Source organism: Streptomyces sp. NPDC056296 (assembly GCF_042268605.1).
Classification (GTDB): Bacteria; Actinomycetota; Actinomycetes; order Streptomycetales; family Streptomycetaceae; genus Streptomyces.
Genome location: NZ_JBHJRX010000025.1, coordinates 1 through 21,637 on the forward strand (window position 1 = coordinate 1; position 21,637 = coordinate 21,637).

The 21,637-nt window shown below is 70.3% G+C and carries 22 protein-coding genes; 13 read left to right on the top strand and 9 right to left on the bottom strand.

The genetic code is table 11. The annotated features are described in order from the left end of the window. Positions 1–183: 183 nt before the first annotated feature. From pgl to tkt, 5 genes are read right to left on the bottom strand one after another with little or no spacing between them, the layout of a single operon-like run. Positions 184–966, bottom strand: coding sequence for a 6-phosphogluconolactonase (gene pgl / locus ACFCZF_RS19500; RefSeq protein ID WP_375925160.1), 783 nt, complete (start codon positions 964–966; stop codon positions 184–186). Beyond that, a complete protein-coding gene (gene opcA / locus ACFCZF_RS19505; RefSeq protein WP_376672707.1) occupies positions 963–2,030 on the bottom strand; it encodes a glucose-6-phosphate dehydrogenase assembly protein OpcA in 1,068 nt (355 codons plus the stop codon). Before opcA ends, pgl begins: the two co-directional genes overlap by 4 nt. After that, complete coding sequence (zwf, locus tag ACFCZF_RS19510) at positions 2,027–3,550, bottom strand: glucose-6-phosphate dehydrogenase (protein ID WP_376672708.1); 1,524 nt, start codon at positions 3,548–3,550, stop codon at positions 2,027–2,029. The genes opcA and zwf overlap by 4 nt, the downstream gene beginning before the upstream one ends. Positions 3,551–3,554: 4 nt before the next feature. Further along, entirely contained in the window at positions 3,555–4,673 is a 1,119-nt protein-coding gene (gene tal / locus ACFCZF_RS19515; RefSeq protein ID WP_375925154.1) for a transaldolase, read from the bottom strand. 36 nt (positions 4,674–4,709) lie between these two features. Continuing rightward, entirely contained in the window at positions 4,710–6,797 is a 2,088-nt protein-coding gene (gene tkt, locus ACFCZF_RS19520; protein WP_376672709.1) for a transketolase, read from the bottom strand. A 385-nt stretch (positions 6,798–7,182) separates the two neighbouring features. Here tkt and ACFCZF_RS19525 point away from each other — a divergent pair, with 385 nt between their 5' ends. The 3 genes from ACFCZF_RS19525 (at position 7,183) to ACFCZF_RS19535 (ending at position 9,863) form a co-directional block, all read left to right on the top strand. After that, the gene (locus tag ACFCZF_RS19525; RefSeq protein WP_375925150.1) at positions 7,183–8,136 is read left to right on the top strand and encodes a heme o synthase; all 954 of its coding nucleotides are present in this window, start codon (positions 7,183–7,185) and stop codon (positions 8,134–8,136) included. 112 nt (positions 8,137–8,248) lie between these two features. After that, on the top strand, positions 8,249–8,593 hold the full coding sequence (locus ACFCZF_RS19530) for a hypothetical protein (RefSeq protein ID WP_375923344.1): 345 nt from the start codon (positions 8,249–8,251) through the stop codon (positions 8,591–8,593). 115 nt (positions 8,594–8,708) lie between these two features. Continuing rightward, the gene (locus ACFCZF_RS19535) at positions 8,709–9,863 is read left to right on the top strand and encodes an amidohydrolase family protein (RefSeq protein ID WP_375923347.1); all 1,155 of its coding nucleotides are present in this window, start codon (positions 8,709–8,711) and stop codon (positions 9,861–9,863) included. Here the strand turns inward: ACFCZF_RS19535 and ACFCZF_RS19540 are convergent. From ACFCZF_RS19540 to ACFCZF_RS19555, 4 genes are all read right to left on the bottom strand, one after another. After that, positions 9,850–10,857: a heme A synthase gene (locus ACFCZF_RS19540; protein ID WP_376672710.1), complete on the bottom strand. Its 1,008-nt coding sequence runs from the start codon at positions 10,855–10,857 to the stop codon at positions 9,850–9,852. The two genes, ACFCZF_RS19535 and ACFCZF_RS19540, sit on opposite strands and share 14 nt — an antisense overlap. 57 nt (positions 10,858–10,914) lie before the next feature. Next, positions 10,915–11,691, bottom strand: a complete 777-nt coding sequence (locus tag ACFCZF_RS19545) for an ABC transporter permease (RefSeq protein ID WP_376672711.1) — start codon at positions 11,689–11,691, stop codon at positions 10,915–10,917. 88 nt (positions 11,692–11,779) lie between these two features. Next, positions 11,780–12,703, bottom strand: a complete 924-nt coding sequence (locus ACFCZF_RS19550) for an ABC transporter ATP-binding protein (RefSeq protein WP_376672712.1) — start codon at positions 12,701–12,703, stop codon at positions 11,780–11,782. Between the two features lie 400 nt (positions 12,704–13,103). Further along, on the bottom strand, positions 13,104–13,892 hold the full coding sequence (locus ACFCZF_RS19555; RefSeq protein WP_376672713.1) for an aminoglycoside N(3)-acetyltransferase: 789 nt from the start codon (positions 13,890–13,892) through the stop codon (positions 13,104–13,106). A 160-nt stretch (positions 13,893–14,052) separates the two neighbouring features. Here ACFCZF_RS19555 and ACFCZF_RS19560 point away from each other — a divergent pair, with 160 nt between their 5' ends. The 10 genes from ACFCZF_RS19560 to ACFCZF_RS19605 all read left to right on the top strand — a co-directional run bounded on the left by ACFCZF_RS19560 (position 14,053) and on the right by ACFCZF_RS19605 (position 21,619). After that, the gene (locus ACFCZF_RS19560) at positions 14,053–14,814 is read left to right on the top strand and encodes a helix-turn-helix transcriptional regulator (RefSeq protein WP_376672714.1); all 762 of its coding nucleotides are present in this window, start codon (positions 14,053–14,055) and stop codon (positions 14,812–14,814) included. Next, the gene (sufB, locus tag ACFCZF_RS19565; RefSeq protein ID WP_003976894.1) at positions 14,811–16,232 is read left to right on the top strand and encodes a Fe-S cluster assembly protein SufB; all 1,422 of its coding nucleotides are present in this window, start codon (positions 14,811–14,813) and stop codon (positions 16,230–16,232) included. The genes ACFCZF_RS19560 and sufB overlap by 4 nt, the downstream gene beginning before the upstream one ends. Before the next feature lie 59 nt (positions 16,233–16,291). Beyond that, the gene (gene sufD, locus ACFCZF_RS19570) at positions 16,292–17,476 is read left to right on the top strand and encodes a Fe-S cluster assembly protein SufD (RefSeq protein ID WP_376672715.1); all 1,185 of its coding nucleotides are present in this window, start codon (positions 16,292–16,294) and stop codon (positions 17,474–17,476) included. Next, positions 17,473–17,790, top strand: coding sequence for a non-heme iron oxygenase ferredoxin subunit (locus tag ACFCZF_RS19575; RefSeq protein WP_279565804.1), 318 nt, complete (start codon positions 17,473–17,475; stop codon positions 17,788–17,790). The genes sufD and ACFCZF_RS19575 overlap by 4 nt, the downstream gene beginning before the upstream one ends. A gap of 7 nt (positions 17,791–17,797) precedes the next feature. Then, entirely contained in the window at positions 17,798–18,562 is a 765-nt protein-coding gene (gene sufC, locus ACFCZF_RS19580; RefSeq protein ID WP_376672716.1) for a Fe-S cluster assembly ATPase SufC, read from the top strand. Continuing rightward, positions 18,559–19,830, top strand: a complete 1,272-nt coding sequence (locus ACFCZF_RS19585) for a cysteine desulfurase (RefSeq protein WP_375923372.1) — start codon at positions 18,559–18,561, stop codon at positions 19,828–19,830. The genes sufC and ACFCZF_RS19585 overlap by 4 nt, the downstream gene beginning before the upstream one ends. Positions 19,831–19,847: 17 nt before the next feature. Then, a complete protein-coding gene (gene sufU, locus ACFCZF_RS19590; RefSeq protein ID WP_030868583.1) occupies positions 19,848–20,318 on the top strand; it encodes a Fe-S cluster assembly sulfur transfer protein SufU in 471 nt (156 codons plus the stop codon). Then, entirely contained in the window at positions 20,315–20,647 is a 333-nt protein-coding gene (locus ACFCZF_RS19595) for a metal-sulfur cluster assembly factor (protein ID WP_055416328.1), read from the top strand. The genes sufU and ACFCZF_RS19595 overlap by 4 nt, the downstream gene beginning before the upstream one ends. 103 nt (positions 20,648–20,750) lie before the next feature. Continuing rightward, entirely contained in the window at positions 20,751–21,071 is a 321-nt protein-coding gene (locus ACFCZF_RS19600) for a DMT family transporter (protein ID WP_376672717.1), read from the top strand. Beyond that, entirely contained in the window at positions 21,071–21,619 is a 549-nt protein-coding gene (locus ACFCZF_RS19605; RefSeq protein ID WP_376672718.1) for a TetR/AcrR family transcriptional regulator, read from the top strand. Before ACFCZF_RS19600 ends, ACFCZF_RS19605 begins: the two co-directional genes overlap by 1 nt. Positions 21,620–21,637: the final 18 nt, after the last annotated feature.

Genomic DNA, 21,637 nt, shown 5'->3' on the forward strand with positions numbered 1-21,637 from the left:
CAAGAACCACCCCGAATCTCCAGCAGCACGAGCACCACACCCTGCCGGTCTGAAAACCACTCGATACGCGGGCAGTCCAGGAGAAAACGACCTCTTAAGCGCTCCTCGTAGGACCACCGGACGGGCAACGCCCCCGACCGCGAGAGCGAACGCACACGGTCGGGGGCCTCGGACGATGCCCGGTTACGCCGACGCCGGCGGGTACAGCGACCTCGGTAGTTGTGAAGCCGCCGTCGTGTCCAGGAGCCACAGGGTGCGGGCGCGGCCCTGCGCGCCCGCCGCCGGGGCCTGGATCTCGCCCGCGCCCGACAGGGCCATCGCGACCGCGTTCGCCTTGTCCTCGCCTGCCGCGAGCAGCCACACCTCACGGGCCGTGCGGATGGCCGGCAGGGTCAGGGAGACGCGGGTGGGCGGCGGCTTGGGGGAGCCGTGGACGCCGATCACCGTGCGCTCGGTCTCCCGTACGCCCGGATGTTCCGGGAAGAGTGACGCCACGTGCGTGTCCGGGCCCACGCCCAGGAGGAGGACGTCGAAGGACGGGACCGACGCGTGGTTCTCGGGGACCGATGCCTCGGCCAGTTCCCGCGCGTACGCCGCCGCCGCGGCCTCCACGTCCGAGCCGTGCGGGCCGTCCGACGCCGGCATCGCGTGCACCCGCTTCGGGTCCAGCGGCACCGAGTCGAGCAGCGCCTCGCGCGCCTGGGTGACATTGCGCTCCGGGTCGCCCTCCGGCAGGAAGCGTTCGTCGCCCCACCACAGGTCGAGGCGGGCCCAGTCGACGGCGTCCCGGGCCGGGGACCCGGCGATCGCGGCCAGCAGGCCGTTGCCGTTGCGGCCGCCGGTCAGGACCACGGACGCGCTGCCCCGGGAGGCCTGCGCGTCCACGATCCTCGTGATCAGCCGGGCCGCCGCGGCCTCGGCCATCAGCTCCTTGTCGCGGTGCACGACCAGCTGGGGAGTGCTCACTTCGCCGCCGCCTTCTTCACCGGTGTCTTCTCCTGCGCCGCGTCCTTCGGGGGAGCTTTCGCAGCCGTCTCGACGGGAGCGGGGACCGCGACGGCCCCGCCGCCGGAGCCCCCTTTGCCCGGGGCGTCCGGCGCGTCCGGCGCGTTCAGCCGGTGCACCCCGTACCGCAGCGCCGAGGCGTACGTGTCGTCCGGGTCCAGGCGCCGCAGCTCCTCCGCGATCAGCTCGGCCGTCTCGCGGCGCTTGAGCGCCACCGCGCGGGCCGGCTGGCCCTGGATGGACAGGTTCGCCAGCGAGCCGTCGGCCCGGTCCAGGACGACCGGGCCGCAGTCGGTGTCCAGCCGGACCGCCGTCAGACCCGGACCGTTCGACGCGGAGCGCTGCACCGGGACGTCCAGCCGGTCGGCGAGCCACATCGCGAGCAGCTCGCAGCTCGGGTTGTACTCCTCGCCCTCCACCTCGACCGACCGCACCTCGCAGTCGACCTGGTCCAGGGCCGCCGCCAGCATCGAACGCCACGGCGTGATGCGGGTCCAGGACAGGTCGGTGTCGCCCGGCGCGTAGGCGTCGGCGCGGGCGGCCAGCTCCCGTACCGGCTCCTCGCAGGCGTAGGTGTCGGTGACCCGGCGCTGGGCGAGGGCGCCCAGGGGGTCCTTCGCCGGGTCCAGCGGCGCGTTCACCGGCCACCACACCACGACCGGCGCGTCCGGCAGCAGCAGCGGCAGGACCACCGACTGGGCGTGGTCGACGACGTCGCCGTACAGCCGCAGCACGATCGTCTCGCCGGTGCCCGCGTCGGCGCCGAGCCGTACCTCGGCGTCCAGCCGGGACTTCGTACGGTCCCGGGGCGAACGCGAGACGCGCTTGATGACGACGAGCGTGCGCGAGGGGTGCTCGTGCGCGGCGTCGCTCGCGGCCTTCAGCGCGTCGTAGGCGTTCTCCTCGTCGGTGACGATGACCAGCGTGAGCACCATGCCGATGGCCGGGGTGCCGATCGCCCGGCGGCCCAGCACCAGCGCCTTGTTGATCTTGCTGGCCGTGGTGTCCGTGAGGTCTGTCTTCATGGGCGGCGCCAGCTCCGTCCGTCTCGTTCGAGCATGTGGTCCGCCTCGACGGGCCCCCAGGTGCCCGCCGAGTACTGGGCCGGAGCGCCGTGCTCGTCCCAGTACTGCTCGATCGGGTCGAGGATCTTCCAGGACAGCTCGACCTCCTCGGTGCGCGGGAAGAGGTTGGCGTCGCCGAGCAGCACGTCCAGGATGAGGCGCTCGTACGCCTCCGGGCTCGACTCCGTGAAGGACTCGCCGTACGCGAAGTCCATGGACACGTCCCGGATCTCCATCGACGTGCCCGGCACCTTGGAGCCGAAGCGGACGGTGACGCCCTCGTCGGGCTGGACGCGGACGACGATCGCGTTCGAGCCGAGTTCCTCGGTGGCCGTGGAGTCGAAGGGGGAGTGCGGGGCGCGCTGGAAGACGACCGCGATCTCGGTGACCCGGCGGCCCAGGCGCTTGCCGGTGCGCAGGTAGAAGGGGACGCCCGCCCAGCGGCGGTTGTCGATGCCGACCTTGATCGCGGCGTAGGTGTCGGTCTTCGACTTGGGGTCGATGCCGTCCTCTTCGAGGTAGCCGACGGCCTTCGCGCCGCCCTGCCAGCCCGCCGCGTACTGGGCGTGCACGGTGTCCCGGCCCAGGTCCTTGGGGAGCCGGACCGCGCCGAGCACCTTGGTCTTCTCGGCGGCCAGCGCGTCCGCGTCGAAGGAGGCGGGCTCCTCCATGGCGGTCAGCGCGAGCAGTTGGAGGAGGTGGTTCTGGATGACGTCACGGGCGGCGCCGATGCCGTCGTAGTAGCCGGCCCGGCCGCCGATGCCGATGTCCTCGGCCATCGTGATCTGGATGTGGTCGACGTAGGACCGGTTCCAGATCGGCTCGAACATCGTGTTGGCGAAGCGCAGCGCCAGGATGTTCTGGACGGTCTCCTTGCCCAGGTAGTGGTCGATGCGGAAGACCTGGTCCGGGGCGAAGACCTCGTGGACGATCCCGTTGAGCTCCTCGGCCGACCTCAGGTCGTGGCCGAACGGCTTCTCGATCACCGCACGGCGCCAGGAGCCGCTCGACTGGTCGGCCAGCTGGTGCTTCTTCAGCTGCTGGATGACCACCGGGAAGGACTTCGGCGGCACCGACAGGTAGAAGGCGAAGTTGCCGCCCGTGCCCTGCGCCTTGTCCAGTTCGTCGATGGTGCCGCGCAGCCGCTCGAACGCCTCGTCGTCGTCGAAGGTGCCCTGGACGAAGCGCATGCCCTGGCTGAGCTGCTGCCAGACCTCCTCGCGGAACGGCGTGCGCGAATGTTCCTTGACGGCGTCGTGCACGACCTGGGCGAAGTCCTCGTGTTCCCAGTCGCGGCGGGCGAACCCGACGAGCGAGAAGCCCGGCGGCAGCAGACCCCGGTTGGCGAGGTCGTACACGGCGGGCATGAGCTTCTTGCGGGAGAGGTCGCCGGTGACGCCGAAGATGACCAGACCCGACGGCCCCGCGATACGCGGGAGCCGTCGGTCTGCGGGGTCACGCAGCGGGTTGCTGCTTGACAATGTTTTAGCCCTCCGAGGGGGCGAGGCGCTTCAGCTCCGCCTCGGTCGACTTCAGCAGGTCCGTCCAGGAGTCCTCGAACTTGTCGACGCCCTCCTTCTCCAGCAGCTGGACCACCTCGTCGTAGCCGATCCCGAGCTTCTCGACCGCGTCGAGGTCGGCGCGGGCCTGCTCGTAGGTGCCGGCGACCGTGTTGCCGGTGATCTCGCCGTGGTCCTCGGTGGCCTCCAGCGTGGCCTCCGGCATGGTGTTGACCGTGTTGGGCGCGACCAGGTCGGTGACGTACATGGTGTCGCTGTACGCCTTGTCCTTCACGCCGGTCGACGCCCACAGCGGACGCTGCTTGTTGGCGCCGGCCTTCTCCAGGGCGTTCCAGCGGTCGGAGGCGAAGATCTCCTCGTACGCCTGGTAGGCGAGACGGGCGTTGGCGACGGCGGCCTTGCCGCGCAGGGCCTTGGCCTCGTCGGTGCCGAGCGCGTCGAGCCGCTTGTCGATCTCGGTGTCCACGCGGGACACGAAGAAGGACGCCACCGAGTGGATCTGCGAGAGGTCCAGGCCGCGCTCCTTGGCCTTCTCCAGGCCGGTGAGGAAGGCGTCCATGACCAGGCGGTAGCGCTCCAGCGAGAAGATCAGCGTGACGTTGACGCTGATGCCCAGGCCGATCGTCTCGGCGATCGCCGGCAGGCCCGCCTCGGTGGCCGGGATCTTGATGAAGGTGTTCGGCCGGTCCACCAGCCAGGCGAGCTGCTTGGCCTCGGCGGCCGTCGCCTTGGTGTTGTGCGCGAGGCGCGGGTCGACCTCGATGGAGACCCGGCCGTCCTTGCCGCCGGTGGCGTCGAAGACGGGGCGCAGGACGTCGGCGGCGTCGCGGACGTCCGCCGTGGTGATCATGCGGACGGCCTCTTCGACCGTGACCTTGCGGAAGGCGAGGTCGGAGAGCTGCTGGTCGTAGCCGTCGCCCTGCGAGATCGCCTTCTGGAAGATCGACGGGTTGGTGGTGACGCCCACGACGTGCTGCTGGTCGATCAGCTCGGCGAGGTTGCCGGACGTGATCCGCTTGCGCGACAGGTCGTCCAGCCAGATCGCGACGCCTTCATCGGAGAGGCGCTTGAGTGCGTCTGTCATGGAAAATGCATCTCCTACGTGTCGTATGTACGAGCGTCAGCGCTGAGCTGCGGTCAGCGATTCCCGGGCGGCGGCGGCCACGTTCTCGGCAGTGAAGCCGAACTCGCGGAAGAGCACCTTGCCGTCCGCCGAAGCACCGAAGTGCTCCAGGGAAACGATGCGGCCGGCGTCCCCCACGTACTTGTGCCAGGTCAGGCCGATCCCGGCCTCCACCGCGACACGGGCCCTCACGGACGGGGGCAGGACGCTGTCCCGGTACCCCTGGTCCTGCTGCTCGAACCACTCGACGGACGGCATGGACACCACGCGGGTCGGCACACCGTCGGCCTGGAGCCGCTCGCGCGCCTCCACGGCGACGTGCACCTCGGAACCGGTGGCGATGAGGACGACCTCGGCCTCGCCGCCGTCCGCCTCGAACAGCACGTAGCCGCCCTTGGCCGCGTCCTCGTTGGGCTCGTACGTCGGCACACCCTGGCGGGTCAGCGCCAGACCGTGCGGCTGGCCCTTGCCGAACTCCTTCGTCCAGCGGCGCAGGATCTCGCGCCAGGCGATGGCGGTCTCGTTGGCGTCGGCCGGGCGGACCACGTTCAGACCCGGGATGGCGCGCAGCGAGGCGAGGTGCTCGACGGGCTGGTGGGTCGAGCCGTCCTCGCCCAGACCGATGGAGTCGTGCGTCCACACGTACGTCACCGGCAGGTGCATCAGCGCCGACAGCCGGACGGCGTTGCGCATGTAGTCCGAGAAGACCAGGAACGTTCCGCCGTAGATGCGGGTGTTGCCGTGCAGCGCGATGCCGTTCATCTCGGCGGCCATCGCGTGCTCGCGGATACCGAAGTGAATCGTGCGGCCGTACGGGTCAGCCTCGGGCAGCGGGTTGTCCGCCGGGAGGAAGGACGACGTCTTGTCGATCGTCGTGTTGTTCGAGCCGGCCAGGTCGGCCGAGCCGCCCCACAGCTCGGGGACGATCGCGCCGAGCGCCTGGAGGACCTTGCCGGACGCGGCGCGGGTGGCGACACCCTTGCCGGTCTCGAAGACCGGGATCTTCTCCTCCCAGCCCCCCGGCAGCTCGCCCTTGGCGACCCGCTCGTACTCGGCGGCGCGGTCGGGGTTGTTGTCCCGCCACTGCTGGAAGGACTTCTCCCACACCGCGCGGGCCGCCTGGCCCCGCTCCAGCGCCTGCCGGGTGTGGCCGATGACCTCGTCGGAGACCTCGAAGGACTTCTCCGGGTCGAAGCCCAGAACCCGCTTGGTCGCCGCGACCTCGTCGTCGCCGAGCGCCGAGCCGTGCGCGGCCTCGGTGTTCTGGGCGTTCGGGGCGGGCCAGGCGATGATCGAGCGCATGGCGATGAAGGACGGCCGGTCGGGGACCTGCTTCGCCGCCTCGATCGCGTCGTAGAGCGCGTTCGGGTCCAGGTCGCCGTCCGGCTTCGGGGCGACGCGCTGCACGTGCCAGCCGTACGCCTCGTACCGCTTGCAGGTGTCCTCGGAGACGGCGGTCTCGGTGTCGCCCTCGATCGAGATGTGGTTGTCGTCCCACAGCAGGACCAGGTTGCCGAGCTTCTGGTGGCCCGCGAGGGAGGAGGCCTCGGCGGAGATGCCCTCCTGGAGGCAGCCGTCACCGGCGACGCAGTAGATGAAGTGGTCGAACGGGGACTCGCCCTCGGCGGCCTCCGGGTCGAACAGACCGCGCTCGTAGCGGGCGGCCATCGCCATGCCCACCGCGTTGGCGACACCCTGGCCGAGCGGGCCGGTCGTCGTCTCCACGCCCGTGGTGTGGCCGTACTCGGGGTGACCCGGGGTCTTGGAGCCCCACGTGCGGAAGGACTCCAGGTCCGCCAGCTCCAGGCCGAAGCCGGCCAGGTAGAGCTGGGTGTAGAGGGTCAGCGACGAGTGGCCGGCGGACAGCACGAAACGGTCGCGTCCGACCCAGTTCGCGTCGGCGGGGTCGTGCCGCATCACCTTCTGGAAGAGGGTGTAGGCGGCGGGCGCCAGGCTCATCGCCGTACCCGGATGGCCGTTGCCAACCTTCTGTACGGCATCGGCGGCCAGGACGCGGGCGGTGTCCACGGCCCGCTGGTCCAGTTCGGTCCACTCGAGGTCTGTGGTGGTCGGCTTGGTGCTCACCCTGAGTCAGGGCTCCTCTCCACATGTCGGATGCCGGTGCACGTGGGCGCCCACCGGCTGCCGGCGCGTCCTGAGTCGGCCGGCCGTTGTTGAGCCTACCCCCGTAAGTACGTGCGTTTTTCCGCTGGAAACCAGACTGCCGGGACTCTCTTGGATCCGCCTGTCGACTGGGCGAAACCGCATTCGGCAAGTGAATACGGAGCCGCTCATCTGACCGCTCAATCGACTCCCCGAACGCACGTCGGAGCACCCCCTTCAGCGCCCCCTTCAACACGACCCCACCCCCGCGAAGGCCGAGGTATGGGCAACGTCTAAAGTGGCGTGGTACGCGCGAGCCTTTACCGCCACTTCACACGGTCGGGCTTGCTGGGAGTCTCTGTCAGGGGTGTGCGTGACGGCCGTTGAATCCCGTCCTGCGGGGGTTATCGGGACGAGCCAGAGCCCGAGTCACCGGCCGTTCGGGGCCCGTGTCAAGGCGTTCGTGGCGTTGACCAAGCCGCGGATCATCGAGCTGCTGCTGATCACCACCGTTCCGGTGATGTTCCTCGCCGAGCAGGGTGTTCCGGATCTTAAGCTGGTGCTGCTGACCTGCGTCGGCGGCTACCTGTCCGCGGGCGGCGCCAACGCGCTGAACATGTACATCGACCGCGACATCGACGCGCTGATGGACCGCACCTCGCAGCGTCCGCTGGTGACCGGCATGGTCAGCCCGGCCGAATGCCTCGTCTTCGGCATCACGCTGGCCATCGTCTCGACGCTGCTGTTCGGCCTCACCGTCAACTGGCTGTCGGCCTGGCTCTCGCTCGGCGCGCTCCTCTTCTACGTCGTCGTCTACACGATGATCCTCAAGCGGCGCACCTCGCAGAACATCGTCTGGGGCGGCATCGCCGGCTGTCTGCCGGTACTCATCGGCTGGTCGGCCGTGACCGACTCGATGTCCTGGGCGCCGATCATCCTCTTCGGGGTGATGTTCTTCTGGACGCCGCCGCACTACTGGCCGCTGTCCATGAAGGTCAAGGAGGACTACGCGCGCGTGGGCGTGCCGATGCTCCCGGTCATCGCCTCCAACAAGGTCGTGGCCCGGCAGATCGTCATCTACAGCTGGGTGATGGTCGCCGTGTCGCTGCTGCTGACGCCGCTCGGCTACACCGGCTGGTTCTACACGGCGGTCGCCCTGCTGGCCGGCGGCATGTGGCTGTGGGAGGCGCACGGGCTGCAGAACCGCGCCAAGGCCGAGGCCACGGGCGGCAAGCTCAAGGAGATGCGGCTCTTCCACTGGTCCATCACCTATGTGTCGGTGCTGTTCCTGGCGATCGCGGTTGATCCCTTCCTGCGCTGAGGATCTCCTTGTAAAAGGCCGATCGTAAAAGGCTCCGACGGGCGGGGTGCGTGGTCAAGGCCACGCACCCCGCCCGTCGCCGTTTGATCTACCCGTCGGTAGCATCCTGGTCATGGCAGACACGCAGCAGGTTGAGACGAAGGCCGACCGGTGGGCCGAGCGCCGGGTGGCCCGGCTGGCCGGGCGGATCGACTCCTTCTCCAAGGCGCACGGCGGCGCCGAGGGCCAGGTGGCCTACCTCGGTGAGAGCGGCGCCCGGATCGTGCTCGTCGGCGCGGACGGCGCCTGGGGCGACCTGGTCGCGCGCTCCTACGAGACGGCGCAGAAGGCCGTGGAGAAGTCCGGGATCACCGTCCACGAGGACTTCGACGGCGAGTTCGCGGCCAAGGTGGAGACCGGCCCCTACGAGTGGTCGCGCATGGCGGGCATCCAGGTGGGCGGGCCGAGCAACACCTGAGACCGGGTTCACCCGTTAGGACCGTAGGAAGCCGTATGGCGCGCGAGCCGTGAAGGCGCACGAGCCATAGGGCGCACGAGCCATAAGGCGCACGGTCCCATCACGGGGAGTCCGGATGATCGAAACGCCGTCCCTGGTGGACCAGTACTGCCACGGCGTCCTGAGAACGGAGCTGGGCCTCGGCACCTTCGAGGCCCGGCTGGCCCGCACCGAGGGACCGCCCGCCCCGGGCACCACCCTCTTCGACACCCAGACCGGCTTCGCGGTACGCCGCTGGTGCCCGCCCCTGCTCGGACTGGAACCGCACTGCCCGCCCGCCCGCTATCTGGCCCGGCGCCGAGAGCTCGGCGTCATGGAGGCCGACCGCCGGCTGCTGCGCGGCAGCGGCATCACGACGTACCTGGTCGACGCGGGCCTGCCCGGCGACCTCACCGGCCCCGCCGAGATGGCTTCCGCGGCGGGCGCGGACGCCCACGAGATCGTGCGCCTCGAACTGCTGGCCGAGCAGGTCGCCGACACCTCCGGCACCGTCGACTCCTTCCTCGCCAACCTCGCCGAGGCGGTGCACGGCGCCGCCGCGAACGCGGTCGCCTTCACCTCCGTCGCCGGGGTACGGCACGGACTGGCGCTCGCACCGGAACCGCCCGGCCCCGGCGAGGTGCGCGGCGCCGCCGCCCGCTGGCTGACCGGACGCGAGGTCGGCGGTGAGCTGAGCGACCCGGTGCTCCTGCGGCACCTGCTGTGGATCGCCGTGGCCTCGGGCCTGCCGCTCCAGCTGCACGCGGGCCTCGGCGAGCCCGGCCTGCGCATCGACCGCACCGACCCGGTCCTGCTGACGGACTTCGTGCGGGCCACCGCCGGCCTCGGCACCGACCTGGTCCTGCTGCACGGCTACCCGTACCACCGCCACGCCGCCCACCTCGCCGGCGTCTTCCCGCACGTCTACGCCGACTCGGGCGCCGCCCTGGTACGCACCGGCGCCCGCGCCGCGACGGTCCTCGCGGAGATCCTGGAGCTGGCCCCCTTCGGCAAGATCCTGTTCTCCAGCGGCGCCCAGGGTCTGCCGGAACTGCACGTGGTCGCCGCCCGGCTGTTCCGCGAGGCCCTGGGACGGGTGCTGGGCACCTGGGTGGCCGAGGGGGCCTGGTCCCTCGGGGACGCGCAGCGGGTGGCGGGCATGATCGCGTCGGGGAACGCGGGGCGGGTGTACGGCCTGGAGCAGGTACCGGCGTCCTCCGCCGGGAACGTCAGCCCTTTCAGGCCCGTGTGAGCGTCGACTCCACCGCCGGGCCGGGCACACCGGCCGTCTCCTCCGGCCGCTCGCGCAGCGCCAGCAGCACCCTCAGCGCCGCGATCCACATCACGCACGAGCCGAACATGTGCAGGCCGACCAGGACCTCGGGCAGGTCGGTGAAGTACTGGACGTAGCCGATGGCCCCCTGCGCGAGCAGCACCAGGAACAGGTCGCGGGTGCGGGCCAGCGGGCCCTTGGGCGCGTCGACCGCCTTCAGGACGAACCACAGGGCGAACGTCAGCGTCACCACGATCCACGCCAGCACGGCGTGCACCTTGGTCACCGTCTCCCAGTCGAGCGGCATCCGGGGGACGTCGCTGGAGTCGCCCGCGTGCGGACCGGCGCCGGTGACCACCGTGCCGACCGCGATCAGCAGTACGGAGACGCCGATCATCGCCCACACCAGCTGCTGGACGGCCTTGCCGACCAGGGGGCGCGGTGCCGCGTCGCCCTCCTGGGTGCGCTGCCACATCACGGTCGCGACCGCGATCAGCGCGGTCGACAGCAGGAAGTGGGCCGCGACGGTGTACGGGTTGAGGCCGACCAGGACCACGATGCCGCCGAGGATGGCATTGCCCATCACGATCCAGAACTGAAGCCAGCCCAGCCGCGTCAGGCCACGCCGGTACGGCTTCTGCGACCGCGCGGCGATGATCGCCCAGCCGACCGCGGCGCACAGCACGTAGGTCAGCAGGCGGTTGCCGAACTCGATGACGCCGTGGAAGCCCATCTCGCTGGTGGTGGTCAGCGAGTCGTCGGTGCACTTGGGCCAGGTCGGGCAGCCGAGGCCCGAGCCGGTCAGGCGCACGGCACCGCCGGTGACGACGATGGCCACCGCCATGACGAGCGCGGCGAGGGCCGCCCGCTGGACCGTCCGGGGCTCCGGGGTCCAGCGCGCGGCGATGAAGGCGAGCGGATTGCGCACGGCGGCTGCGGCGTCGGCGCGGGTCACGTTTGGCACGCCGTCCATCGTAGGCGCCCGCTTGTGCACGCTTTCACGAGGGGGCCCCGTCTCTCGCACGCGTCCTCACTCCCAGCGGAAGAACTTCCCGGCCGCCACGAGCCCCACGACCGCCCAGACGGCGAGGATTCCCAGGTCGCCCCAGGGCATCCCGGCGCCGTGCTGGAGGACGTCCCGCAGCCCGTCCGACAGGGCGGAGATCGGCAGCAGCCCCAGCACGCTCTGCGCCGCGTCCGGGAACTCGTCCAGCGGCACGATCACCCCGCCGCCCACGAGCAGCAGCAGGAAGACCAGGTTGGCGGCGGCCAGTGTGGCCTCCGCCTTCAGCGTGCCCGCCATGAGCAGCCCGAGCCCGGAGAAGGCGGCCGTGCCGAGGACCAGGAGCAGCAGCACGGCGAACGGGTTGCCGTGCGGCGACCAGCCCAGCGCGAAGGCGATCACCGTCAGCAGCACGATCTGGAGCACCTCGGTGACCAGCACGGACACCGTCTTCGCGGTCATCAGGCCCCAGCGCGACAGCGGCGAGGCGGCCAGCCGCTTCAGCACCCCGTACCGGCGCTCGAAGCCGGTGCCGATGGCCTGCCCGGTGAACGCCGTCGACATCACGGCGAGCGCCAGGATGCCGGGCGCGAGGAAGTCGACGGCCTCGCCGGCGCCGGTGTCGATGATGTCCACGGAGCTGAACAGGACGAGCAGCAGCGTCGGGATGATCACCGTCAGCAGCAGCTGCTCGCCGTTGCGCAGCAGCATCTTCGTCTCCAGCACGGCCTGGGTCGCGATCATGCGGCCGAGCGGCGCGGCACCGGGCTTCGGCGTGTAGGTGCCGGTGGGCGTCGTCGTCATGAGCGCAGTTCCTTGCCCGTCAGCTCCAAGCTGTGTCTTCCCGGGGAACAACCCCCGGACCCCCGGCCGACGTCTGCCTTGCCCGAAATCATGAGCGCAACTCCTTGCCCGTGAGCTCCAGAAAGACGTCCTCCAGGGTGTGCCGCTCCACCGAGATGCGGTCCGGCATCACCCCGTGCTGGGCACACCAGGAGGTCACCGTGGCCAGCAGCTGGGGGTCGACCTTGCCGTTGACGCGGTAGGAGCCCGGGGTCAACTCGGCGGCCGCGGAGTCCGCGGGCAGCGCCTTGAGCAGGGAGGCGACGTCCAGTCCTGGCCGTCCGGAGAACCGCAGGGTGTTCTCGGCGCCGCCGCGGCACAGCTCCTCGGGCGAGCCCTGCGCGATGACCCGGCCGGCGTCGATGATGGCGACGTCGTCGGCCAGCTGCTCGGCCTCGTCCATGTGGTGGGTGGTGAGGATGACGGAGACCCCGTCGCCCCGCAGATCCCTCACCAGGTCCCAGGTGGCGCGGCGGGCCTGCGGGTCCAGGCCGGCGGTCGGCTCGTCCAGGAACACCAGCTCGGGGCGGCCGACCACGGCCATCGCGAGGGCGAGCCGCTGTTGCTGGCCGCCGGAGAGCCTGCGGTACGTCGTCCGGCCGCACGAGCCGAGACCGAGCCGCTCGATCAGCGCGTCGACGTCCAGGGGATGGGCGTGCAGCTTCGCGACGTGGCGCAGCATCTCGTCCGCGCGGGCGCCGGAGTAGACCCCGCCGGACTGGAGCATCACGCCGATCCGGGGCCGCAGCTCGGAGCCCTGTGCCACCGGGTCGAGGCCCAGCACGCGCACCGTGCCGGAGTCGGGCTTCCGGTACCCCTCGCAGGTCTCGACCGTGGTCGTCTTGCCCGCCCCGTTGGGGCCGAGCACGGCGGTGACACCCGCCCGGGCCACCAGGTCGAGGCCGTCCACCGCGGTCTTCGTGCCGTACCGCTTCACCAGGGCCTGGACCTGGACCACGGGCTCGCTTCGCATGGGTCACGAGTCTAGGTACGCGGCCGGGGGCTCAGGCGCGGGGGTGCGGGATCTCCTCCGGAGGGGTGGGCGCACGGGGCGCTCGTGCGGGCCGGTGAACGCTTGCGCACCGGGACGGCGTACGGCGCTCAGGGTCCGGTGAGCCGTCGCTCGCGGGGTGCGCCGGGCTCGCGAGGCCCCGTGCGGGCCGCTCACCGGTGCCGGTGCGGCGGGCACGCGAACCGGTACGTCGCTCGAGGCCGGTCGCCCGGGCCGTCGCTCGGCGTACGGCGCTCAGGGTCCCGTGAGCCGTCGCTCGCGGGGTGCGCCGGGCTCGCGAGGCCCCGTGCGGGCCGCTCACCGGTGCCGGTGCGCGCGGGCACGCGACCGGGCACGCCCCCCGAGGCCGGTCGCCGGGCCGTCACTCACGGGGACGGTGCAGCGGCAGCCAGCGCTCCGCGTAGGCGACCGCGTCCGCCAGCGGGAACAGCAGCGTGACGGCCGCGCCGACCCGCCCCCGTACGACGGGCCGGTCGCGTTCGAAGTCGTGGCCCAGCTCGTCGAACCGGTCCGAGGTGATCGACACCTCGGTCACGCGCTCCCAGCCCACCGGCCCGGGCCGCCCCACCTCCACCAGCGGGGACGGAATCCGGTACTCGGCGAGGTGGAAGCCCGTGCAGGCCTCGAAGCCCGCGCCGAGCAGCAGCACCTGGGCGCCCATCCGCTCCAGCGTCGCCAGCGGGCTGCGCTCGCCCAGCCGGCAGTCGGTCGCGTGGCCGGAGACCACCTCGGCGGCGCGGGGGCCGAGCGCCGCGAAGGACGTCTGCGGGTGTGCGCTGCGCAGGGCGCCCGGCCAGGTGCGCACGGTCTCCGGGAGCACCCCGACCCCGCGCGAGGGCGTGATCAGCGGGTCGTAGGCGGGCATCGCGGTCCGGACGGTGTCCCACCATTCCTCGGGCACCGGCGGGCTCTTCCACAGGGCCGGGTCCGAGAGGTCGCCGGTCTGGGTGGGGACCACCAGCGTGCCGTCCGGGCCGAGCGCGTCGAGCAGTCCCTGGACGACCGCGACCGGACCTCCGCAGACCCAGCCGAGGGAGCTGAGGGAGGAGTGCACGAGGAGGGTGTCGTCGGTCCGCACACCCAGCTCGCGCAGCCCGGCGGCGATCGTGCCGCGGGTGACGAGTGGGCCGGTGGGAGGGGGTGTGGGCATGCCGGGGAGTGTCCCGCAGGCCGGTCCGGGGCGCCACCGGATTGATCGATCAAAGATCGTTTCCGCAGGTCAGGTTAGGTGTACCTAAGTGACGCAGGGCACCGCACGAAGATCCGGACGCGGCTTGCCGACCCCGGAGGAATTACGCAACAATGGCGTTGTGAAAAACGTTGGCGAGGCTCCGCAGGAGGAACTCGCGACCGGTGAGCGGTCGACCCGCAACCGCGTCGCGCGATCCATCCTGGACCACGGGCCGTCGACCGTCGCCGAGCTCGCCGGGCGTCTGGGCCTCACCCAGGCCGCCGTCCGGCGCCATCTCGACGCGCTGGTCGCCGACGACGTGGTCGAAGCCCGTGAGCAGCGGGTCTACGGCACGCGCACGCGCGGGCGGCCCGCCAAGGTCTTCGCGCTCACCGACTGCGGCCGGGACGCCTTCGACCAGTCGTACGACAAGCTGGCCGCGGACGCCCTGCGCTGGATCGGTCGGCAGGAGGGCGGGGAGCAGGCGATCGCCGCCTTCGCCCGCGCCCGGATCGCCGCCCAGGGAGGCGCGTACCGCAAGGCGGTCGAGTCCGTCCCGGCCGAAAAGCGCACGGAAGCGCTGGCCAAGGCCCTGAGCGCGGACGGGTACGCTGCTACCGCGCGGAGCGCACCCCACCCCCAGCAGGGCGAGCAGCTGTGCCAGCACCACTGCCCGGTCGCCCACGTCGCAGAGCAGTTTCCGCAGCTGTGCGAGGCGGAGACGGAATTTTTCGCCGAGCTGCTCGGTACTCATGTACAGCGGCTCGCGACCATCGCGCACGGCGACGGGGTCTGCACCACGTTCATTCCGAAGACTTCGCACGCGCCGCCCACGGCGGCGCAAGCGCCCACGAACACCGCTAACGCATCTGCAAGCACGGCCGGGAGGAACCCCGCATGACTCTCCCCACGGAGACTGCTCACCCTGAGCTCGAGGGCCTGGGCAAGTACGAATACGGCTGGGCCGACTCCGACACGGCCGGCGCCTCTGCCAAGCGCGGCATCAACGAGGACGTCGTCCGCGACATCTCCGCGAAGAAGAACGAGCCGGAGTGGATGACCAAGCTCCGCCTCAAGGGCCTGCGCCTCTTCGAGAAGAAGCCCATGCCGAACTGGGGCTCGGACCTGTCGGGCATCGACTTCGACAACATCAAGTACTTCGTGCGCTCCACGGAGAAGCAGGCGGAGTCCTGGGAGGACCTGCCCGAGGACATCAAGAACACGTACGACAAGCTCGGCATCCCCGAGGCGGAGAAGCAGCGCCTCGTCGCCGGTGTCGCGGCCCAGTACGAGTCCGAGGTCGTCTACCACCAGATCCGCGAGGACCTGGAGGAGCAGGGCGTCATCTTCCTGGACACCGACACGGCCCTGAAGGAGCACCCGGAGCTCTTCAAGGAGTACTTCGGGACCGTCATCCCCGTCGGCGACAACAAGTTCGCCTCGCTGAACAGCGCGGTGTGGTCCGGCGGCTCCTTCATCTACGTGCCGAAGGGTGTGCACGTCGAGATCCCGCTCCAGGCCTACTTCCGTATCAACACGGAGAACATGGGCCAGTTCGAGCGGACCCTGATCATCGTCGACGAGGGTGCCTACGTGCACTACGTCGAGGGCTGCACGGCTCCGATCTACAAGTCGGACTCGCTGCACTCCGCGGTCGTCGAGATCATCGTCAAGAAGAACGCCCGCTGCCGCTACACGACCATCCAGAACTGGTCGAACAACGTCTACAACCTGGTCACCAAGCGCGCCGTGGCGTACGAGGGCGCGACCATGGAGTGGATCGACGGCAACATCGGCTCCAAGGTGACGATGAAGTACCCGGCCGTCTATCTGATGGGCGAGCACGCCAAGGGCGAGACCCTGTCCATCGCCTTCGCGGGCGAGGGCCAGCACCAGGACGCCGGCTCCAAGATGGTCCACATGGCGCCGAACACGTCCTCCAACATCGTCTCCAAGTCCGTGGCACGCGGCGGCGGCCGTACGTCCTACCGCGGTCTCGTGGAGATCGGCGAGGGCGCCCACGGCTCCAAGTCGAACGTGCTGTGCGACGCGCTGCTCGTCGACACCATCTCCCGCTCCGACACGTACCCCTACGTGGACGTCCGCGAGGACGACGTGTCCATGGGCCACGAGGCGACCGTCTCCAAGGTCTCCGAGGACCAGCTCTTCTACCTGATGAGCCGCGGTCTGAGCGAGTTCGAGGCGATGGCGATGATCGTGCGCGGCTTCGTCGAGCCGATCGCCAAGGAGCTGCCGATGGAGTACGCCCTCGAGCTCAACCGGCTGATCGAGCTGCAGATGGAAGGCGCGGTCGGTTAAGACCCGCCCCCGAAGCAGTCGCCAGATTTCTGACGTAGGAAGAGAGCAGACCGACAGCCATGGCTGAGGCTCAGAACATCCCCGTGGGGTCCACCACCGCGGGCCAGATCGCGGTGGCCGCCGAGTCGACCGTCGCCACGCGCATGAGCACGCCCGCGTCCTTCGACGTGGCGGACTTCCCGGTCCCGCACGGCCGCGAGGAGGAGTGGCGGTTCACGCCGCTGGAGCGGCTGCGCGGGCTGCACGACGGCACCGCGGTCGCCACCGGCGACGGCGTGAAGGTCGACATCGACGCGCCCGAGGGCGTCGTCGTGGAGACCGTCGGCCGTGACGACGCGCGCATCGGCAGGGCCGGCACCCCCGTGGACCGGGTCGCCGCCCAGGCCTACTCGGCGTTCGAGAAGGCCGGCGTGCTCACCGTCCCCAAGGAGACGGTCCTCACCGAGCCGATCCGCATCGCCGTGCACGGCGAGGGCGGCACCGCCTACGCCCACCAGGTCGTCGAGCTGGGTGCCTTCGCCGAGGCCGTGGTCGTCATCGACCACACCGGTGACGCGGTACTCGCGGCCAACGTCGACTACGTCCTGGGCGACGGCGCCAAGCTGACCGTCGTCTCCGTCCAGGACTGGGACGACAAGGCCGTGCACGTCGGCCAGCACAACGCGCTGATCGGCCGGGACGCGACCTTCAAGTCGTTCGTGGTCACCTTCGGCGGCGACCTGGTCCGGCTGCACCCGCGCGTCGCCTACGCAGGACCCGGCGGCGAGGCCGAGCTGTTCGGCCTGTACTTCACCGACCAGGGCCAGCACCAGGAGCACCGCCTCCTGGTCGACCACAACGTCCCGCACTGCAAGTCCAACGTCGTCTACAAGGGCGCGCTGCAGGGCGACGACGCGCACGCGGTCTGGATCGGCGACGTGCTCATCGAGGCCGTGGCCGAGGGCACCGACACCTACGAGATGAACCGCAACCTCGTCCTCACGGACGGCGCGCGGGTCGACTCGGTGCCGAACCTGGAGATCGAGACCGGCGAGATCGTCGGCGCCGGCCACGCCTCCGCCACCGGCCGCTTCGACGACGAGCAGCTCTTCTACCTGATGGCGCGCGGCATCCCCGAGATCGACGCCCGCCGTCTGGTGGTCCGCGGCTTCTTCGCCGAGCTGGTCCAGCAGATCGGTGTCGCGGACATCGAGGAGCGTCTGCTCGCCAAGATCGAAGAGGAGCTGGAGGCGTCGGTCGCATGACCTTCGTACGCGTCTGTGGAGCGGGCGAGCTGGAGGAGGACACCCCGAAGCGGGTGGAACTCGACGGCACGCCGATCTCCGTCGTGCGCACCGAGGGCGAGCTGTTCGCGATCCACGACATCTGCTCGCACGCGAACGTCTCCCTCGCCGAGGGCGAGGTCGACGACTGCCACATCGAGTGCTGGCTGCACGGCTCGCGCTTCGACCTCCGTTCCGGCAAGCCCGACAGTCTTCCGGCGACGCGCCCCGTCCCCGTATACCCCGTAAAGATCGAAGGGGACGACGTGCTCGTCTCCCTCACCCAGGAGTCCTGAGGCACCCATGGCAACGCTTGAAATCCGAGACCTGCACGTCACCGTCGAGGCCGACAACGCCACGAAGGAGATCCTCAAGGGCGTCGACCTCACCGTGAAGCAGGGCGAGACGCACGCCATCATGGGCCCGAACGGCTCCGGCAAGTCGACCCTCGCCTACTCCCTCGCGGGTCACCCCAAGTACACGATCACCGGCGGCACCGTCACCCTCGACGGCGAGGACGTCCTGGAGATGTCCGTCGACGAGCGCGCCCGCGCCGGCCTGTTCCTCGCGATGCAGTACCCGGTCGAGGTCCCCGGCGTCTCGGTCTCCAACTTCCTGCGCACCTCCGCCACCGCCGTCCGCGGCGAGGCCCCCAAGCTGCGCCACTGGGTGAAGGAGGTCAAGGAGGCCATGGAGCGCCTCAACATGGACCCCGCCTTCGCCGAGCGCAACGTCAACGAGGGCTTCTCCGGCGGTGAGAAGAAGCGCCACGAGATCCTCCAGCTGGAGCTGCTCAAGCCGAAGATCGCGATCCTCGACGAGACCGACTCCGGCCTCGACGTCGACGCCCTGCGCGTCGTCTCCGAGGGCGTCAACCGCGTCCACGAGTCGGGCGAGGTCGGCACCCTGCTGATCACCCACTACACGCGCATCCTGCGCTACATCAAGCCCGACCACGTCCACGTCTTCGCAGGCGGCCGCATCGCCGAGTCGGGCGGCGCCGAGCTGGCCGACAAGCTGGAGGCCGAGGGCTACGAGGCATACACGAAGGGCGGCGCATCCGAGTGACACAGCTGCCGGGCCTCCTCACCGAGTCCAATCTTTTGGGCGAGGCGATCCGCAAGGACTTCCCGATCCTGGACCGCCAGGTCCACGACGGGCAGAAGCTCGTCTACCTGGACAACGCGGCGACCTCGCAGAAGCCGCGCCAGGTGCTGGACGCGCTCAGCGAGTACTACGAGCGCTACAACGCCAACGTCCACCGTGGCGTGCACGTCCTCGCCGAGGAGGCCACGGCACTGTACGAGGGCGCGCGGGACAAGGTCGCGGAGTTCATCAACGCGCCCTCCCGCGACGAGGTGATCTTCACGAAGAACGCCTCGGAGTCGCTCAACCTGGTCGCGAACATGCTGGGCTGGGCCGACGACCCCTACCGCGTGGACTCCGACACCGAGATCGTCATCACGGAGATGGAGCACCACTCCAACATCGTGCCGTGGCAGCTGCTGGCGCAGCGCACCGGCGCGAAGCTCCGCTGGTTCGGCCTCACGGACGACGGCCGCCTCGACCTCTCGAACATCGAGGAGGTCATCACGGAGAAGACGAAGATCGTCTCCTTCGTGCTGGTCTCCAACATCCTGGGCACCCAGAACCCGGTCGAGGCGATCGTGCGCCGCGCCCAGGAGGTCGGCGCGCTCGTCTGCATCGACGCCTCCCAGGCCGCGCCGCACATGCCGATGGACGTACAGGCCCTCCAGGCCGACTTCGTGGCCTTCACCGGCCACAAGATGTGCGGCCCGACGGGCATCGGCGTCCTGTGGGGCCGCCAGGAACTGCTGGAGGACCTCCCGCCCTTCCTCGGCGGCGGCGAGATGATCGAGACGGTCTCGATGCACTCCTCCACGTACGCCCCGGCTCCCCACAAGTTCGAGGCGGGCACGCCCCCGATCGCGCAGGCGGTCGGTCTGGGCGCGGCGATCGACTACCTCAACTCGATCGGCATGGACAAGATCCAGGCCCATGAGCACGCGCTGACCGAGTACGCGGTCAAGCGCCTGCTGGAGGTCCCGGACCTGCGCATCATCGGCCCGACGACGGCCGAGGAGCGCGGCGCGGCGATCAGCTTCGCGCTCGGCGACATCCACCCGCACGATGTGGGCCAGGTCCTCGACGAGCAGGGCATCGCGGTGCGGGTCGGCCACCACTGCGCCCGCCCCGTCTGCCTCCGCTACGGAATTCCTGCGACCACGCGAGCGTCGTTCTATCTGTACTCCACGCCGGCCGAGATCGACGCACTGGTCGACGGCCTGGAGCACGTACGGAACTTCTTCGGCTGACGGGACGAGCGAAGAGCATGAAGCTGGACTCCATGTACCAGGAAGTCATCCTGGACCACTACAAGAACCCGCACGGGCGTGGTCTGAGGGACGGCGACGCCGAGGTGCACCACGTCAACCCGACGTGCGGCGACGAGATCACGCTGCGCGTGAAGTACGACGGCACGACGATCAGCGATGTCAGCTACGAGGGCCAGGGCTGCTCGATCAGCCAGGCGAGCGCCTCCGTGCTGAACGACCTGCTGGTCGGCAAGGACCTCGCCCAGGCGCAGCGGATCCAGGAGACCTTCCTGGAGCTGATGCAGTCCAAGGGCAGGATCGAGCCGGACGACGCGATGGAGGAGGTCCTGGAGGACGCGGTCGCGTTCGCCGGGGTCTCGAAGTACCCGGCCCGGGTCAAGTGCGCCCTGCTGAGCTGGATGGCCTGGAAGGACGCGACGGCCCAGGCACTGGACGGCGCCGACGCCGAGAAGGAGACGACGGCATGAGTGAGACCGTGGAAATGAAGCCGGCCTCCGAGGAGGAGGTCCGCGAGGCCCTGCTGGACGTCGTGGACCCCGAGCTGGGCATCGACGTCGTCAACCTGGGCCTGATCTACGGCGTCCACATCGACGACGCCAACATCGCGACCATCGACATGACCCTGACGTCGGCGGCCTGTCCGCTGACGGACGTGATCGAGGACCAGGCCAAGTCCGCCACGGACGGCATCGTGAACGAGCTGCGGATCAACTGGGTCTGGATGCCGCCGTGGGGCCCGGACAAGATCACGGACGACGGCCGCGAGCAGCTGCGCGCGCTGGGGTTCAACGTCTGAGGCACACCGCTGCGCACACATCGCTGCATAGCAGGAACGGCGACACCCACCGGGTGTCGCCGTTCCCGTGTCTGGACGGGCTCCGTTATGTACGCTCGTACACATGGGATATCTGCTCCTGGCCGGAGCCATCGCCGCCGAGGTCGCCGGGACCACCGCCATGAAGTACAGCGAGGGCTTCAGCAGGCTGGTCCCCTCGCTGCTCACGGCGCTCGCGTACGTGCTCTCCTTCGCACTGCTCGCCCAGACCCTGAAGGTCCTCGCCGTAGGCACGGCGTACGCCATCTGGGCCGGTGTGGGCACCGCCGCGATCGCCGCGATCGGCGTGGCGTTCATGGGCGAGGGGATGACCGTGGCCAAGGCCGCCGGCATCGCGCTGATCATCATCGGGGTCGTCGTCCTCAACCTGGGTGGCGCCCACTGATGTCTGGCCGCCGCTACGACCCCGAACGGCGTCAGCGCATCATCGACGCGGCGATCCGGGTCGTCGGGCGGAAGGGCATCGCCGGCCTCAGCCACCGCACCGTCGCCGCCGAGGCCGACGTACCCCTCGGCTCGACGACGTACCACTTCGCGACCCTGGACGAACTCCTGGTCGCCGCCCTGCGCCAGGCCAACGAGGGCTTCGCCAAGGTGGTCGCCGCACACCCGGGCCTGGCGGACCCCGACGCCGACCTGGCCGGCGAGCTGGCCCGCGTCCTCGGAGAGTGGCTGGGCGGCGACCGCACGGGCGTGGAGCTGGAGTACGAGCTGTACCTGGCCGCGCTGCGCCGCCCCGCCCTGCGTCCGGTGGCGGCGGAGTGGGCCGAGGGCGTCGCCGACCTGCTCGCCCACCGTACGGACCCGCTCACGGCGCGGGCCCTGGTCGCGCTGATGGACGGCGTCTGTCTCCAGGTGCTGCTGACGGACACGCCGTACGACGAGGAGTACACGCGGGAGGTACTGGCGCGGGTGATCCCACCGGGCCGGTGACCGCGGGGCCGTGCCCGG

What these genes read in the sequence shown, in the direction of transcription:
- opcA (WP_376672707.1), bottom strand. Translation starts at nt 2,030, where the DNA reads ATGAAGACAGACCTCACGGACACCACGGCCAGCAAGATCAACAAGGCG.
- tal (WP_375925154.1), bottom strand. Translation starts at nt 4,673, where the DNA reads ATGACAGACGCACTCAAGCGCCTCTCCGATGAAGGCGTCGCGATCTGG.
- ACFCZF_RS19530 (WP_375923344.1), top strand. Translation starts at nt 8,249, where the DNA reads ATGGCAGACACGCAGCAGGTTGAGACGAAGGCCGACCGGTGGGCCGAG.
- ACFCZF_RS19535 (WP_375923347.1), top strand. Translation starts at nt 8,709, where the DNA reads ATGATCGAAACGCCGTCCCTGGTGGACCAGTACTGCCACGGCGTCCTG.
- ACFCZF_RS19540 (WP_376672710.1), bottom strand. Translation starts at nt 10,857, where the DNA reads ATGGACGGCGTGCCAAACGTGACCCGCGCCGACGCCGCAGCCGCCGTG.
- ACFCZF_RS19545 (WP_376672711.1), bottom strand. Translation starts at nt 11,691, where the DNA reads ATGACGACGACGCCCACCGGCACCTACACGCCGAAGCCCGGTGCCGCG.
- ACFCZF_RS19550 (WP_376672712.1), bottom strand. Translation starts at nt 12,703, where the DNA reads ATGCGAAGCGAGCCCGTGGTCCAGGTCCAGGCCCTGGTGAAGCGGTAC.
- ACFCZF_RS19555 (WP_376672713.1), bottom strand. Translation starts at nt 13,892, where the DNA reads ATGCCCACACCCCCTCCCACCGGCCCACTCGTCACCCGCGGCACGATC.
- sufB (WP_003976894.1), top strand. Translation starts at nt 14,811, where the DNA reads ATGACTCTCCCCACGGAGACTGCTCACCCTGAGCTCGAGGGCCTGGGC.
- sufD (WP_376672715.1), top strand. Translation starts at nt 16,292, where the DNA reads ATGGCTGAGGCTCAGAACATCCCCGTGGGGTCCACCACCGCGGGCCAG.
- ACFCZF_RS19575 (WP_279565804.1), top strand. Translation starts at nt 17,473, where the DNA reads ATGACCTTCGTACGCGTCTGTGGAGCGGGCGAGCTGGAGGAGGACACC.
- sufC (WP_376672716.1), top strand. Translation starts at nt 17,798, where the DNA reads ATGGCAACGCTTGAAATCCGAGACCTGCACGTCACCGTCGAGGCCGAC.
- sufU (WP_030868583.1), top strand. Translation starts at nt 19,848, where the DNA reads ATGAAGCTGGACTCCATGTACCAGGAAGTCATCCTGGACCACTACAAG.
- ACFCZF_RS19595 (WP_055416328.1), top strand. Translation starts at nt 20,315, where the DNA reads ATGAGTGAGACCGTGGAAATGAAGCCGGCCTCCGAGGAGGAGGTCCGC.
- ACFCZF_RS19600 (WP_376672717.1), top strand. Translation starts at nt 20,751, where the DNA reads ATGGGATATCTGCTCCTGGCCGGAGCCATCGCCGCCGAGGTCGCCGGG.
- ACFCZF_RS19605 (WP_376672718.1), top strand. Translation starts at nt 21,071, where the DNA reads ATGTCTGGCCGCCGCTACGACCCCGAACGGCGTCAGCGCATCATCGAC.